The organism is Natronobacterium haloterrestre (genome assembly GCF_900112205.1).
In the GTDB taxonomy this organism is placed as follows: domain Archaea; phylum Halobacteriota; class Halobacteria; order Halobacteriales; family Natrialbaceae; genus Natronobacterium; species Natronobacterium haloterrestre.
Map to the genome: position 1 here is coordinate 466,076 of NZ_FOKW01000003.1, position 13,177 is coordinate 479,252.

Annotated in this window: 12 protein-coding genes; 4 read left to right on the plus strand and 8 right to left on the minus strand. The window is 66.5% G+C overall.

Annotated features, from left to right (window positions below; translation table 11 throughout):
• Window positions 1–11 precede the first annotated feature (11 nt).
• Both BM113_RS08755 and BM113_RS08760 read right to left on the minus strand, forming a co-directional pair.
• Window positions 12–1,973, minus strand: a complete 1,962-nt coding sequence (locus BM113_RS08755) for an MEDS domain-containing protein (protein ID WP_089787120.1) — start codon at window positions 1,971–1,973, stop codon at window positions 12–14.
• Window positions 1,974–2,102: 129 nt separating this feature from the next.
• Window positions 2,103–5,144: a PAS domain-containing sensor histidine kinase gene (locus BM113_RS08760; RefSeq protein WP_089787122.1), complete on the minus strand. Its 3,042-nt coding sequence runs from the start codon at window positions 5,142–5,144 to the stop codon at window positions 2,103–2,105.
• Between the two features lie 144 nt (window positions 5,145–5,288).
• Here BM113_RS08760 and cysS point away from each other — a divergent pair, with 144 nt between their 5' ends.
• A complete protein-coding gene (gene cysS, locus BM113_RS08765) occupies window positions 5,289–6,782 on the plus strand; it encodes a cysteine--tRNA ligase (RefSeq protein ID WP_089787124.1) in 1,494 nt (497 codons plus the stop codon).
• Window positions 6,783–6,806: 24 nt separating this feature from the next.
• On the opposite strand, the gene BM113_RS08770 is transcribed toward cysS, so the two are convergent.
• Both BM113_RS08770 and BM113_RS08780 read right to left on the minus strand, forming a co-directional pair.
• Window positions 6,807–6,995: a hypothetical protein gene (locus BM113_RS08770; protein WP_089787126.1), complete on the minus strand. Its 189-nt coding sequence runs from the start codon at window positions 6,993–6,995 to the stop codon at window positions 6,807–6,809.
• A 205-nt stretch (window positions 6,996–7,200) separates the two neighbouring features.
• On the minus strand, window positions 7,201–7,689 hold the full coding sequence (locus BM113_RS08780; RefSeq protein WP_089787130.1) for a hypothetical protein: 489 nt from the start codon (window positions 7,687–7,689) through the stop codon (window positions 7,201–7,203).
• A 171-nt stretch (window positions 7,690–7,860) separates the two neighbouring features.
• On the opposite strand from BM113_RS08780, the gene BM113_RS08785 reads away from it, so the two are divergent.
• Together BM113_RS08785 and BM113_RS08790 are read left to right on the plus strand one after the other, a co-directional pair.
• Window positions 7,861–8,694: a manganese catalase gene (locus BM113_RS08785; protein ID WP_089787131.1), complete on the plus strand. Its 834-nt coding sequence runs from the start codon at window positions 7,861–7,863 to the stop codon at window positions 8,692–8,694.
• Between the two features lie 140 nt (window positions 8,695–8,834).
• Entirely contained in the window at window positions 8,835–9,554 is a 720-nt protein-coding gene (locus BM113_RS08790) for a DUF6517 family protein (protein ID WP_089787133.1), read from the plus strand.
• On the opposite strand, the gene BM113_RS08795 is transcribed toward BM113_RS08790, so the two are convergent.
• Complete coding sequence (locus BM113_RS08795) at window positions 9,551–10,627, minus strand: presenilin family intramembrane aspartyl protease PSH (RefSeq protein WP_089787135.1); 1,077 nt, start codon at window positions 10,625–10,627, stop codon at window positions 9,551–9,553. The genes BM113_RS08790 and BM113_RS08795 overlap by 4 nt on opposite strands.
• A 178-nt stretch (window positions 10,628–10,805) precedes the next feature.
• On the opposite strand from BM113_RS08795, the gene BM113_RS08800 reads away from it, so the two are divergent.
• The gene (locus BM113_RS08800; protein WP_089787137.1) at window positions 10,806–11,285 is read left to right on the plus strand and encodes a hypothetical protein; all 480 of its coding nucleotides are present in this window, start codon (window positions 10,806–10,808) and stop codon (window positions 11,283–11,285) included.
• A gap of 21 nt (window positions 11,286–11,306) precedes the next feature.
• On the opposite strand, the gene BM113_RS08805 is transcribed toward BM113_RS08800, so the two are convergent.
• From BM113_RS08805 to BM113_RS08815, 3 genes are all read right to left on the minus strand, one after another.
• Window positions 11,307–11,552, minus strand: a complete 246-nt coding sequence (locus tag BM113_RS08805) for an H/ACA ribonucleoprotein complex subunit GAR1 (RefSeq protein WP_089787138.1) — start codon at window positions 11,550–11,552, stop codon at window positions 11,307–11,309.
• Window positions 11,553–11,554: 2 nt separating this feature from the next.
• Complete coding sequence (gene srp19 / locus BM113_RS08810; RefSeq protein ID WP_007143021.1) at window positions 11,555–11,836, minus strand: signal recognition particle subunit SRP19; 282 nt, start codon at window positions 11,834–11,836, stop codon at window positions 11,555–11,557.
• 99 nt (window positions 11,837–11,935) lie between these two features.
• Window positions 11,936–13,177 (minus strand): PGF-CTERM-anchored ABC transporter substrate-binding protein, encoded by a 1,242-nt coding sequence (locus BM113_RS08815; protein ID WP_089787140.1) that lies wholly within the window; start codon window positions 13,175–13,177, stop codon window positions 11,936–11,938.

The window sequence follows — 13,177 nt, forward strand, 5'->3', positions numbered from 1 at the left end:
AGGGGAGTTCGTTACGGGTCAGTCCCGCCGGTGGTCGCGGCCGGCAACGTCACCGAGAACGTCGACCCCTCGCCCGGCTCGGAGTCGACCCGGATCTCCCCGCCGTGGCGCTCGACGATCCGCTCGCACAGCGCCAGCCCGATGCCGGTTCCGTCGTATGCCTCGCGGCTGTGGAGCCGATCGAAGAGATCGAAGATCCGATCCTGCTCCGCGGGGTCGATTCCGATCCCCTCGTCGTGGACCGATATCGTCCACTCGTCGCCGTCCCGTTCGGCCGTGACGTCGACCTGCGGCGGTTCGTCGCCGGAGTAGGTAATCGCGTTCTCGATCAGGTTCCGGAACAGTTGCTGGAGCTGTTCACCGTCGCCGTTCACGCGTGGCAGCGGCTCCGCGTCGAGGTCGGCGTCGGTTTCCTCGAGCCGGAGCTGCAAGTCGCTACGGACGTCCGCGAGGACGTCCTCGAGGTCGACCGGCTCGAGCGGGTCGCCGTCGGACTGGACCCGGGAGTAGGCGAGCAGTCCGTCGACCATCGCACGCATCCGGTCGGCGCCGTCGATGGCGAACGAGAGGAACTCGCGGGTCTCGCCGGAAAGGTCGTCCGCCCGGCGCTCGATCAACTGGAGGTAACTCGAGACCATCCGCAGCGGTTCCTGCATGTCGTGGGAGGCGGCGTAGGCGAACTGCTCGAGGCGTTCGTTCGACGTCTCGAGGCGGTCGACCGTCCGCTCGAGTTCGCGTTCGCGCTCGTGTTGCTCGAGTTCGTACTTCGCCCACTGGCCCATCGAGCGGAGGAACTCCCGTTCGTCCGCGGAGAACGGTTCGTCCCGCGTCTCGGACCCGATGAAGGCGAAGGTACGGTCGGACCCGCCCTCGATCTCGATGTACGTGCCGAGGTACGCCCGGACGTCGAACTCCCGATACGAGGCGATGTCGTCGTGCCCCTCGAGTTCGGGGTCGGTAACGCCCGTGACGCTCTCCGTTCGGACCGGCAGCGCACAGAAGGTCTCCGACAGCGGCAGTTCGACGCCGGGTTCGAAGCGGTCGTGGTCGCCGCTCAGGCGTTCGACCACGAACCTGTCCTCGTCGGGGTCGACGCGGGATATCCCGCCGAGTTCGAGGTCGAACCGTTCACAGCCCAGGTCGAACAGCGCGTCGAGTTTCTCCTCGAACGAGCGGTCGGGGTCGGAGATGATCTCGTTTTGCCGCTGCTGGTAGCGCTTTCGGTCCCGCAACTCGGTTTTCGCCTCGGTGCGGTCGAGGAGGGTCCCGAGCATCCGATCGAGTTCGTGTGCCGGACGGTTCGGCCCACAGAACTCCTCGGGCGGCGTATAATAGAAGTTGTGACAGACGGTGTTGTCGTAGATCAGGTGGGGATGAACGCGGACGACGTCGCGGATCACCTCGGCCGGGAACTCGGTGCGGTCGTACTGGCAGACTGCGATGGCGTCCTCGTCGTCGAACAGTTCGTTCACCTTGCTCTCGTAGGCCATCGAGTCCTCGATCGAGACGTCGTCCTCGAGGATCCACGACATCTCGGCGGCCAGCCGAAACGCCTCGTACTCCTCGGTGGTCTCCTGGATGACGTCCTCGTAGAACGACATCATTCCGTCGACGTCGAAGGCCCCGTCCCTGAGGTAGGTGTCCTGGAACGTCTCGACGACGAGCGAGCCGGACTCGGTCGCGGACTCGACGTCGATCCCACCGTCCCGGAGCGCGGCCCGAACCTCCGCTTCGGACGCCTCGTCGGTGACGTAGACGCACCGCTCGCCCCGCTCGAGTCCCTGTCTGAGAAACGGGACGACGGCGGCGAACTGGTCGGCCGGGGACTCGTAGATCAGGGCGAGATGATCGTTACAGAACTCGCCGTCCATCGGCTCGACGGGGCCTCGGAAATCCGAGCTCGTTTCCAGTGCTTCGAGCGGACTTTCGAGACCGAGAACGTCGTCAGTGGCGGGGGAAGGACTCTTGCTCATGGTTGGGAGACCGGTATTCGTGGAAGCGGATGACGCGGGATAAAAGCGCCGGTCAAACACGTATAAGCGGTCGTGAGTGTCCGTCATCGTCCGTCGTCGTCGAATTCTGTTCCGGCCTCTCGACCGGGACTATCGGTCCCCGTCGTCGGCCGCCGGCAGGGTAAACGAGAACGTCGACCCCTCGCCCGGCTCGGAGTCGACCCAGATCTCGCCGTCGTGGCGCTCGACGATCCGCTGACACAGCGCCAGCCCGATCCCGGTTCCGGGGTGGTCGTCACGGCTGTGCAGCCGGTTGAACACCTCGAAGACCGACTCCTGATCGTCGGGGTCGATCCCGATGCCCTCGTCGTGGACCGAAATCCGCCACTCGTCGCCCCGGCGCTCGGCGTCGACGTGGACCCGCGGGGACTCGTCTCCGCTGTACTCGAGTGCGTTACCCAGCAGGTTCTGGAACACCTGTCGAAGCTGGCTGGCGTCGCCCTCGACCCGCGGGAGCGGGTCGGTCGTGATCTCGGCGTCCGTCTCCTCGATCCGGAGCTGCAGGTCCGCGAGAACGTCCTCGAGGATCGGATCGAGTTCGACGGGCTCGATCGGCTCGCCCTGTGTCTCGACCCGTGAGTAGGCGAGCAGCCCGTCGATCATGTCGCGCATTCGGTCCGCGCCGTCGATGGCGAATTCGAGGAACTCCGTCCCGTCCTCGTCGAGGGCATCGGCGTAACGGTTCTCGATGAGTTGGAGGTAGCTCGAGACCATCCGCAGGGGCTCCTGCAGGTCGTGGGAAGCGGCGTAGGCGAACTGCTCGAGTCGCTTGTTCGACTCCTCGAGTTGCGCGATCGTTTTCTCGAGTTTCCGCTGGTACTCCTTGCGCTCGGTGATGTCGTGGGCCATCGTCACGCCGGCGAAGACGTCGCCCCGGTTGTCGGTGATCGGAACCGCGTACAGCACCCACTCCCGGCCGGCGTACTCGAGTTCGACCGAGCGCTGCTCGCCGTTTAACGCCGCCCGGAATGCGGGCTCGAGCGTCTCGGTCGTTTCGGCGGGCCAGACCTCGTCGAAGCTCCGTCCCTCGAGGTCGTCGGGGTCGACCGGGAGTTTGTCGAACCCCTGGCCGGCGGCGAGCGTGTACTCGAGGTCGTGATCGAACAGCGTGACGAGGCCGTTCGGGAAGTACTCCGCGAGGGTCCGGTAGCGCTGTTCGGACTCCTCGAGTTCCCGTTCGCGTCGCCTGCGTTCGGTGATGTCCCGATCCGAGACGATGATCGAGACGACCTCGCCGTCGTCGTTCGTCACCGGCCGAAACACGCCGTTGAGCGTGTACCAGTCGCCGTTCGGCCTAGTGAGGTCGGTCTCGAACTCGACGTACTCGCCGGCCGCCGCGCGCTCGGTCCACTCCCGGACCTGGTCCTGGACGCCGTCGCCCTCTCCCCACCAGGGTGTCTCCCAGAAGGGTTCGTCCGTCACGTCCTCGAGGTCCGCGTCGACGTAGTCCATCGCGGTTCCGTTGATGTCAAGCACCGTCCCGTCCGGTTCGAGCAGTCCGACGAGGATGTTGGGGTCCTCGAAGATCGCCTCGAAGCGCCGTTCGGTCCGCTCGAGGTCCCGTTCGCGTTCGACTCGCTCGGTGACGTCCCGGAAGTACACCGAGATCCCGGTCTCGGAAGGATAGAGGTTCGCCTCCACCCAGAAATCCAGCGTGTCGTAGTAGAGTTCGTAGCTGGTCGGCTCCTGGCTCTCCATGGCCGTATGGAAGGCGTTCCAGACCTCGTCGAGATCGACGAGGTCCGGAAACACGTCCCAGAGACGCTCGCCGAGGAGTTCCTCCTCGGAGTGGTCGAGCAGTTCCGCGGCGCGGTCGTTGACGTGGGTAAACCGGAACTCGTCGTCGACCGCGTAGAACGCGTCGGAAACACGGCCGAGCACCCGCTGGAGTTCGCTCTCGAGTTCCTGTTCGCGCTCCCAGCGGTCGGTCATGTCCCGGGTCACTTTCAGGTACCCCCGGTGAGTGCCGTCGGCGTCCAGAACGGGCGTGATCGTCACGTTCGCCCAGAACCGCGAGCCGTCCCTGCGGACGCGCCACCCCTCGTCCTCGACGGAGCCGTTCTCGGTCGCTCGCTCGAGGTTCCGCTCGGGGATCCCCTCCGCGCGGTCCTCCTGCGTGTAAAACGTCGAGAAGTGCTCGCCGACGATCTCCTCGCGGTCGTACCCCTTGATCCGTTTCGCCCCCTCGTTCCAGCTGATGACGGTCCCCTCGGGATCGAGCCGGAAGATCGCGTACTCCTCGACGGCGTCGACGAGCGACTGGAACGCTTCCCGGCTCTCGCGCAGTTCGCTTTCGGACCGTTTCTGGTCGCTGATGTCGTAGTAGAGTTCGATCCGGCCGCCGGCGTACTCGCCGGACTCGATCGGCTTGCTCCGGTACTCGAGCCAGCGGGGATCGTCGCTTGCGTCGGTCACGCGAAACTCGAAGCGATCGAGGTAGCTGTCGTTCTCGTAGGTCGCCAGCACGCGCTGGACGAACGTCTCCGGATCCGCGAGTCGGTCGGCGACGGTCCCCTCGATCACCGATCGGTGGTCCCGACCGAGGACCCGGTCGCGCTCGAGGCCGAGGTACTCCTCGGCCGTCTCGTCGATCCACTTGACCTCACAGGCGTCGTCGAGGACGACGACCCCGACGTTGGTCTCCTCCAGGACGGTCCCGACCGATCCGTAGGATCGCTCCAGTTTCGCCGCCTCGAACGACTCGAGGCGCCGGATCGGTTCCGAGCGGCCGCGAACACGGACGACGCCGATCGAGCCGCACAGTTCGTCGTCGTCCGTCAGGGGAGAGATCCGGACTTCGCAGGGAAGGGGGTCGCCGTCCGCCGTCCGGACGGCGAGTTCGAAGGTGGAGACGTCACAGCCGGTCGCGACGGCCTCGGCCAGTTCGCGTTCGATGGCGTCGACGTCGTCCTCGTCGAGAAGCAGGGAGACGTGTTCCCCGAGGAGGTCCTCACGATCGTAACCGGCCGTCTCGACGATGACGTCGTTGACCGCGACGAACCGCCCGTCGGCGTCGAGTTGATAGATCCCGTCGTCGATCGTCTCGACGAGCGTCCGGTACCGCTCGAGCGCCACGTCGTCGTCGGCATCCCCCCAGAAGGCGCTCGCTGCGGGATCCGATCGAGTACTCATGGCTTATCCGCTAGCTAGTCCGACGGATAAATCTCCCGTCGATCACCAGGCGGCCCCGGTCGTCGGGCGACCGTCGAACTCCCGGGAGCGGCCGATTTGAGTTGCATCACACCGTTTAACTATCGTCCGGGGCAAATACGGGTAATGACCCTACACGTGACGAACACGTTGACGGGCGAAACGGAGCCGTTCGAGCCACAGGACCCCGATAACGTCTTACTCTACTACTGTGGCCTGACGGTCTCCGACCCGCCCCACCTGGGCCACGCGCGGTCGTGGGTCCACGTCGACGTCATGCACCGCTGGCTCGAGTTCCTCGGGTACGACGTACGTCACGTCGAGAACTTCACCGACGTCAACGAGAAGATCGTCGCCCGCGTCGGCGAGGACGACCTGGGCGAAGACGAGAGCGAGGTCGCCGAAAGCTACGTCGAGCGCACCCTCTCGGATATGCGCTCGCTGAACCTCCTGCGGGCGGAAGTCTATCCCCGCGTATCGGAACACGTCCCGGAGATCATCGACCTGGTCGAAACCCTGGTCGAGAAGGGCTACGCCTACGAGTCGAACGGGTCGGTCTACTTCGACGTGACGCAGTTCGACGACTACGGCAAGCTCTCGAACCAGGAACTCGAGGAGATCGAGTCCCAGGGCGATCCCGACGAGCGCTCGGAGAAGCGCCATCCCGCGGACTTCGCGCTCTGGAAGGCCGGCGGCGTCGACGCGGACGCGATCGAGGAACACCGCCACGAGGGCGCGGCCGAGCCCGAAAAGGCCTGCGAGACCGCCCAGACCTGGGACTCGCCGTGGGGCGAGGGACGGCCAGGCTGGCACATCGAGTGCTCCGCGATGAGCATGACCCACCTCGACGAGACGCTCGACCTCCACGTCGGCGGCCGCGACCTCGTCTTCCCCCACCACGAAAACGAGATCGCCCAGTCCGAGGCGGCGACCGACGCCACGTTCGCGAACTACTGGCTCCACTGCGAACTGTTCGAGATGGACGACGAGAAGATGTCCTCGAGCCTGGGCAACTTCGTCACCGTCGAGGACGCGGTCGAACGCTGGGGTACGAACGTCCTGCGGACGTTCCTGACCGCGGGGTCGTACAACAGCACCCAGCTGTATTCCGACGAGACGATCGCCGAGGCCGAGGAACGCTGGGAGCGACTCGAGCGCGCCTACGAGGCGGCCGCCGACGCCGTCGACTCGCCGGACGCCCGGACGAAGGTCGAAGACGCGGAGTTCCGCGCCACGGTCGAGAAGGCCCGCGAGGCGTTCGGCGAGGCCATGAACGACGACTTCAACACCCGGGAGGCCCAGTCGGCGCTGCTCGAGGTCGCGACGGCGATCAACAGCCACCTCGAGGGCCGCGAGGAGTACGATTACCGCGGACTTCGCGAAGCCGTCGAGGCCCTGGAGGAACTGGGCAGCGTGCTCGGACTCTCTTTCACCGGCGAGACGACGGGCGAGGCCAACCTCGCCGGCGACGTGGTCGACCTCGTGCTCGACGTCCGCGAGCAGGAACGCGAGGACGGCAACTACGAGCGGGCCGACGAGTTGCGCGACGAACTCGAGGCCCTGGGGATCGAGGTCCAGGACACCGACGACGGGCCGACCTACCGGCTGCCGTCTGAGTAACGGAACCCTATTTTTCGCCGGCGCTTAGGTGTCGTCCTCGAGGTCGTCGACCTCCTCCCCCTCGAGGATCCGGAGCGCCGGATCGCCACAGTCACAGATACCGCGGCCGCTGACCGGTTCGATCCGGCCGTTCTCCCAGATCCTGACGAGCCCGATCGTTCCGCACCGATCACACCGGGCGGCCGCCCGGCGTTTCTCGCTACCGTCGGTCATTCGTGGTCGATCGCCCCGGCTGTCGTCGGACGGTTCGCGACGGTCGACGCCTCCGGCCGGTCGGTGTCGACCGGGAGTCGCCTCGAGCGACGGTGACGGCGGCGACAGCAGTGACTACTGGGTCGGTAGCGGGACCGGAACACTGCGACGAACGTGATGGCGATACCGGAGACATGAGTGCGAACGCGGGCGACCACCGGTCCCGTCACTCGTGCTCGAGTTCGAGTTCGAATTCGAGTTCGACGCCGGTCAGGGGGACGGATCCGGATCCCGCGGGGCAACCGGATACGTCCCGGAGGGCGAACGTGTCGAATCCGTTCCCGTCGGTTTCCGCCGACAGCCCCCCGTCCGTGAACAGGAACGCTCGAAGCGATGGCGACCGTTCGTAACTGACGACGTGGGTCCGGTACGACGGGGCGAGCGCCGACGGCCGCCACTCGAGGTCCCGTTCGGCGACACTGACTCGTCCGGGGGCGTACTGGTAAGCGAACATCGCGCCGTCGACGGTACTGTGAGGGGACGGGGATGAGGACGATTCGCCCTCGGTCGGAGCCTCGTTCGCGTCGTCGCCGGTCGCCCCAGTGGCCCCCGTCGTGCCGACGATACCACCCGTTACCGCGACGCCGCCGTACTCGAGGACGCGACGCCGGGAGGGTCCGGTTCGGGTCGTTTCGGTGTCGTGGTTCTTTGGCATCGAGATCGGCCTACGACACCGTCACCGAGGGTCGAAAAAAGGTTTGTTCCGGGTCGGGTTGACCTTCGCTGAACCGACCTTTTCACGCCCGGAAGGTAGTTCACCGATCGTAATTATCCGTCGGTTCGCAAGTGAAATCTTCATGGACGGACTCGATGTCCGTTCGTCCGAATGTTCTTCCACGAACCGGAGTTACAGTACGAGGTCACCGTCGAAGAACCGGACCCACACTTCGCGAAACTCCTCCAGCAGGCGATCGGCGGCCAGGAGGGCGAGATGCGCGTCGCCCTGCAGTACATGTTCCAGGCGTGGGCGCTGCCCGAGGAGTACGAGGCCTACCGGAAGCTGCTCATGGAGACCGCCACCGAGGAGCTGGGCCACATCGAGATGCTCGCGACGGCGGTCACGAAGAACCTCCGGGGTTCGCCGAGGCAGATGCGCGAGGAAACGGAGCAGACGGCGGCCGCCGCCGCGGCGATGACCGGACAGAACCCCCGGCAGTTCCTTTCGTCCGGACTCTCCGCGATGCCGGTCGACAGCAACGGCGTCCCGTTCGACGGAGCCTACGTCGCCGCCTCGGGGAACCTCGCGGGCGACCTCTACGCGAACGTGATGGCCGAGGCGACCGGCCGCACCCTCGCGACCCGCCTCTGGGAGTACACCGACGATCCCGGGATGAAGGACATGCTCTCCTATCTCATCGCCCGGGACACGATGCACCAGAACCAGTGGCTCGAGGCCCTCGAGAGCCTCGACGACCCGATCCCGGTGCCGGCGAGTTTCCCACAGGAGGAGGAGAATCAGGACGTCAACTACGCGTTCATCTCGACGCGCCGGGATCCCCAGGAGGATCCGGGCTTCCCGTGGACCCAGGGACCCGCGCCCGACGGGAAAGGCGAGTTCTCCTACCTCGCCGAACAGCCGGGTGACGGCGACGGGGTGCCGCCGGCACCGGATCCGAGGACGTACAGCGAGCCGGAACCGGACGGGTCCGACGGCGACTGACTGGGTATCAGCACCAGACCTCGGCCCTCCCCGCCCCGCTCCGCCCCGCTCGAGTCCCCTTCTCCAACCTCCGCTACGAGTCCATCTACGGGCGTGATAGCCTGCCCGAGACTTATCCCGCCGAACGTCGAGGTGGCGATATGCACCGACGGCAGTTCGTCGCCGCGCTTGCGTCCGGCGGCGTCGTCGCCTCGGCCGGCTGTCTCGGCGACCTGCTCGAGGAGGTAACGACGGTATCGGCGTCGCCGGCGATCGTTCCCGAGTCGGTCGCGACGGAGGTCGGGTACGACTACCGCGGGACCGAAGAGTCCGTCAGGACGGAATCCGTGGCGGGCGAGACGGTCGAGGTGACGAACTACGCCAGCGAGTACGTCCGGACGATCGACCTCCCGCTGGACCCGTTCGGCGGCGGCGAAGACGACGGCGAGGACGACGGGAACACGGACGGCGTCGAGGCCGGCGTCTTCGGTCTCCTGACGACCCCCGAGGTCAGCGTCGCCGGCGAGAACTTCAATCCCGTCGGCGACATGAACCGCGCAGAGATCGCCGAACGCGTCCAGGACCGGTACGGCGAACTCGAGGTCGGCGACGATCCCGTCGGTCGCCGCTCGGTCCCGGTGCTGGGCGACACGACGACGGTCGAGACTTTCGAGGGGGAAGCGACCATCCAGGAGGTCACGATCGACGTCGTCGTCGACGTCGCGCGCCCGGATCGGGGCGGTGATCACCTCGTCGTCGTCGGCGTCTACCCCGACGAGACGGGATTCGATCGGGAGGCCGAGGCCGAACGGATCGACACGCTGATCGAGGCGATCGAACACGGGGACGGCGTCGAGGTAAATCTCGAGGAGAGCGACTAGAAACCGAGCGCGGTCGCGATCGACAGCCCGCTCGCGAGCGCGCCGAGCAAGTATCCCCCGATGGCGCCACCGTTGAGCAGCGGCAGGCCCGCGTGGGCGCGCCCCTTCAGGACCATGTACATGAGTACCAGCAGCCCCACGATCGTGCCGAGCAACGCCCCCAGTGCGGGGAGGTTCAGCGCGATCCAGGGGAGGCCGAGCGTACCGACCTCGAGGAAGAAGGCCGCGCTGACGACCAGAATGGTGGGGATGACCGCGTCGCCGAGCCCGATGAACAGGGCGTCGCGCTCGAGTTCCTCTCCGTCGTCCTCGTCCGCGTCCGCATCCTCGGTCCCGTCGCCCGACACCGAGGGATCCGGCTTGAGTTCGGGATCCATCTCCCCGTCGGCCTCGAGACTCCGGTCGGCACCGCCGTCGGAGGCGGCCCCGTCCCCGTCGGACTCGAGGGTCTCGGGTTCGCCCGCGCCCGACTCGAGGTAGGAGTAGGACAGCGTCGTCGGGATGACGAGCACGACCGGGATCTTCAGGTCCATTACGCCCTCCGCGAGGTCGAGCATGTGTTCGGTGCCGTAGACGCTGATCGCGTCGTAGACCGCGAGGACGGTCAGCAACAGCAGCGCCGGGAGGAGGCCGAAGCTGATGCCGAACAGCGCGGCCGCACCGGCACCCATCAACATCCCGGTGAGGTCGATGACGTACCACTCGGGATAGAGGAGGAGCGCGGCTCCGACGCCGGCCGCCGCGAGGGCGGCGAGGGCGTTGACCGAGCCGACGGTCACCGTCGGCGGGACGAACTCGCTGAAGACGAACCAGGAGAGCATCACGCTCACGCCGACGATCAGCGCGCGGATCAGCCACTGCTGGTCGAACTTGAACGCCGCGAGCATGAGCGCGGTCGCGGCGAGGATGATGCCGAAGTAGACGACGCTGTTGGTCGGGTCCTCGGGGTTCTCGACGGCCTGGCGCTCGGACTCGTAGAAGGGTTCGATCAACGCCAGCGCGCCGAGTTGCACGCCGAGGAAGAGGAGGACCGTCACGCCGACGGCCCCGAGAATGCGCGTCCGATCGTTCATAGCGCGCCGTTTGCACCCCGGTCGTATGGGTGTTTTCGTTGGCGGGCGGACGCCGAGCGGATCGCCGAGTAGATCGCCGGCCGGTTCGAACGCAGTCCCCGTTATCACTAGCGTCGAGTTACCGAATACAAGGGACAGGATCGAAGAAATGTTGAAACTCTAGCACGTACAGCGGGGTGTGCCCTCCAGCATATCGCGACGCGATTTCGTCACCGCACTCGCTGCCGGCGTACCGATCGCGGCCGCCGGTTGCCTCGGAAGCGACGAAGCGATCGCCCGGTGTTCCAGTCAGGGTGCAAACCTCGAGGACGGTCCCCTCGAACGCGCGAAAGTGATTCGCGGTGACGAGGAACTCGCACTCGGGATCCTCGTCGACGCCGACGCACCAACCGACGAGTCGGCCGACGCGGTCGTCGTGCGCAACCGCGACGGCGACCTCGTCGCCGACGTGCCGATCAGGGACAACCGAGAGATGAGCGCCCTCGAGCCGGATATCGATCCCGCCTTCGACGAGGATGGCGAGCTGTACGCCGTCCGGCTCGGCGCGCCGCCACAGCACGGGGACTTCGACCTCGAGGTGGTCGATCCGGAAGGTGAGATCGTCCAGTCGGTACACACTCGGTTCAACTGCTACGATCCGGATGGCGAACTTCCCTGACCGGACTCGAGAAGCGAGGAATTATCGGGCGTACAGCGTCCCACCGACCAGCGACGGGAGATGAACGTCGTCGTCGGGTGAGACGGCCAGGTAGGGTCGGTCGACGGGACCGAAGACGTCGACGACGCGGCCGACCTCCTCGAGCGAGTCGTCGAGGACGGGGGTGCCGACTTCGTTCCGGAAGCGGTCGTCGTCCCCGTCGCTCTCGTCGGCCCGCAACACCGCGAGCCCCTGTGCCGTTCGAACGACGGTGCCGACGCGACGCATGCTCATTCGCGCATCGCGGCGACGTACGCTGCCACGGCCTGGACGAGGTCGTTTTTCGTCGAGTCGTCGGCTCCGCGGACGACGACCCGGCCCCGCTGGGCCCAGTGCTCGCGGGAGTAGGACTTGTCCCGCTCTATCGTGGCGTCGTATCCGATCTGCTGGACGGCTTTCGCGATCTCGTCGACCGTCGGCTCCTCGACGGCCAGGTCCTCGGAGACGCGACGGCCCTCCGAGCGGGAGAGCGACGCGTCGAGGTAAGCGGGCCAGATAACGTTCTCGACCATGCGTTGGTGTGTGCAGGCCGACGAGTAAACGCTTGTGAACTCCGCGTCCCCCGATCGGCCGTGGCTCGCGACGGAACTGGGTAAGAAAGCGAAAGCGGGTTACGTTCCTCGAGCGGAGCGAGCGGCTCCGACGACCGCGAGCATCGCGAGGACGGCGACGGCGACCGGGACGCCGAAGCCGGGGATGGAGTCGCCCGATTCCGCGGTGTCGTCGGCCTCGGTGTCGCCGGTATCCTCCTCGTCCTCGTCCGACGTTTCGGAGCCCGACTCGTCGGCATAGGCGTTATCACTGCCGTCGGCCTCGTCACCATCGCCCTCGCCCTCACCCTCGTCGTCGCTCGAGAAGTCGCCGTATTCCGCGATCCGATCGTCGTCGGCGAGGCCGGCCTCCTCGTAGGCGTCGGGGTGGACCTCGTGGACCATCTCGGCGATCGCCACCACGACGAGCGGGCCGGGCTGGTTCATGTACTGATCGTTCACCGCGACGAACCGCTCGTTCTGGTAGGCCGAGGTCTCCATCACGCCCTCGCTGACCGGCGGTTCGCCCCAGGATTCGCCGTAGACGATCCAGTCGGGATCCTCCTCGATGACCTGCTCGTCGTCGACCATCTGCCAGCCCTCGATACCGATCTCCGCGCCGAGGTTCTCGAGGCCGGCCGTCGTCAGGAGTTCGTGGGAGAAGGTCCCTTCGCCGGCGGTGAAGCCATCGCCCATCTCGTAGTAAGCCAGCGGGCGGTCCTCCGACGGGACGGCGTCGTCGATGTCGGCCAGCGTCTCGTCCATCCAGTCGAGGGTCTCCTCGGCTCCCTCGCACTCGCCGGTGATCTCGCCGGTCCAGCGGATGTTCTCGGCGACGCCGTCGAGAGACTCGCCGGTCGGGAAGACGAAGACGGTCAGCCCGGCGTCACGTAGCTGGTCGACTACGGCGTCGTCCTCGAGGGTGTTGGCCGCCAGGACGACGTCGGGTTCCTCGGCGATCACTTCCTCGGCGATCGGCGTGAGGCCGTCGTCCTCGGTGATGTCGAGGTCCTCGTCGGCCTCGAGGTAGGCGGTGTACTGCCCGACGGGCATGCCGACGACCTTGTCCGCTGCGCCAATCTCGAACATCGTCTGTGCGTCGCTTGGTTGCAAGGCGACGACTGCGTCGGGTTCTTCCTCGACGGTGACGGTTTCGCCCGTCGCGTCGGTCGCCTCGAACGGGAACTCGCAGGTCGGCGACTCCTGTGCACTCAACGCCGCGTTCGATCCGCTCCCGGCCGCCAGACCGGCTCCGGCGGCTGGAGCGGCCGTGAACGCGAGGGCCATCGATACCGCAACGATAACGACCAGTGACTTTCGCAT

Excerpts from the sequence above, each read along its gene's own strand:
- BM113_RS08755 (WP_089787120.1), bottom strand. The coding sequence starts at position 1,973 with ATGAGCAAGAGTCCTTCCCCCGCCACTGACGACGTTCTCGGTCTCGAA.
- BM113_RS08760 (WP_089787122.1), bottom strand. The coding sequence starts at position 5,144 with ATGAGTACTCGATCGGATCCCGCAGCGAGCGCCTTCTGGGGGGATGCC.
- cysS (WP_089787124.1), top strand. The coding sequence starts at position 5,289 with ATGACCCTACACGTGACGAACACGTTGACGGGCGAAACGGAGCCGTTC.
- BM113_RS08770 (WP_089787126.1), bottom strand. The coding sequence starts at position 6,995 with ATGACCGACGGTAGCGAGAAACGCCGGGCGGCCGCCCGGTGTGATCGG.
- BM113_RS08780 (WP_089787130.1), bottom strand. The coding sequence starts at position 7,689 with ATGCCAAAGAACCACGACACCGAAACGACCCGAACCGGACCCTCCCGG.
- BM113_RS08785 (WP_089787131.1), top strand. The coding sequence starts at position 7,861 with ATGTTCTTCCACGAACCGGAGTTACAGTACGAGGTCACCGTCGAAGAA.
- BM113_RS08790 (WP_089787133.1), top strand. The coding sequence starts at position 8,835 with ATGCACCGACGGCAGTTCGTCGCCGCGCTTGCGTCCGGCGGCGTCGTC.
- BM113_RS08795 (WP_089787135.1), bottom strand. The coding sequence starts at position 10,627 with ATGAACGATCGGACGCGCATTCTCGGGGCCGTCGGCGTGACGGTCCTC.
- BM113_RS08805 (WP_089787138.1), bottom strand. The coding sequence starts at position 11,552 with ATGCGTCGCGTCGGCACCGTCGTTCGAACGGCACAGGGGCTCGCGGTG.
- srp19 (WP_007143021.1), bottom strand. The coding sequence starts at position 11,836 with ATGGTCGAGAACGTTATCTGGCCCGCTTACCTCGACGCGTCGCTCTCC.
- BM113_RS08815 (WP_089787140.1), bottom strand. The coding sequence starts at position 13,177 with ATGCGAAAGTCACTGGTCGTTATCGTTGCGGTATCGATGGCCCTCGCG.